Here is an 832-nt window from a genome sequence, read left to right as displayed (position 1 = left end):
GAAGGCCGGGTGACCAGCCGGCTGGTCACCTCTCGCTCAGGGCCTGCCCGCAAGTACTACCGACCCACCGAGGCGGGCTACGCGGCGCTGGCACAGGGGACCGCCCACTGGCTGTCGCTCGCCGACGTGGTCAACCCGGTGCTGTCCCGGCCGATCCCTGCGCAGCCTGCCCCACCTTCCGAGGAGGTCTGACATGACTCGTGGCCTGACCTGGGCCGACCGGTTGCGTATTGAACGCGCGGTGTGGACGCTCGACACCTATCTGACCGATCTGCCGAGGAAATCGCGGATCACTCAGCGCCGAGAGGTGCGTACCAACCTGCGCGCCGCCGCGGACGATGTCGGCACTGCCGAAGCGCTGCGGCGCCTGGGCAACCTGCGCCGGCTCGCGGCGGGCTACCTGGCCGCCGAATACGGGGAGTGGCAGCCCCGGCCTGAGTGGAGGACCGGAGCCGCCTGCATGCTCCTCGCGGTCCTCTTGATGACCAAGCTGGTGGCGGTCGGGCAGACTGCCTTTGGTGACGGCATTCGCGCGGTCGATCCACACGTCAGCGGCACATTCCACTGGCACGGGTTCACGTATCTGAACCAGGAGACCACGTACACCTTTGTCGACGGCAGGTACAGCACACTCGGGGGAGCGTGGACCCCGTTGGTCTACGCCGGCTTCGCCGTGGCGTTCATCCTCGGCGGTCGACTCTGGCGATTGCTGCCGGCCTGGCGCCGCAGGAATGCCGACGACTGAGAACGGTGGGCGCTCACCCGGCAGCCGCGCGACGCTGAACCAGCCGATTGGTATGGCCGGGTCTTCGGTCGATCATTCGGCGGTGAG

Annotated in this window: 2 protein-coding genes; both read left to right on the top strand. The window is 68.3% G+C overall.

Features of this window, described 5'->3' with window-relative positions; translation table 11 throughout:
* Positions 1-192 (top strand): PadR family transcriptional regulator (locus MJ783_RS23290; RefSeq protein ID WP_239314038.1); only part of this gene is annotated, 192 nt, incomplete at its 5' end.
* 1 nt (position 193) lies between these two features.
* Complete coding sequence (locus MJ783_RS23285) at positions 194-745, top strand: hypothetical protein (protein WP_239314036.1); 552 nt, start codon at positions 194-196, stop codon at positions 743-745.
* Positions 746-832: the final 87 nt, after the last annotated feature.

The sequence above is a fragment of the Protofrankia sp. Cj3 genome (assembly GCF_917627355.1).
GTDB lineage: Bacteria > Actinomycetota > Actinomycetes > Frankiales > Frankiaceae > Protofrankia.
This window is presented reverse-complemented; position numbering and strand designations above follow the sequence as displayed.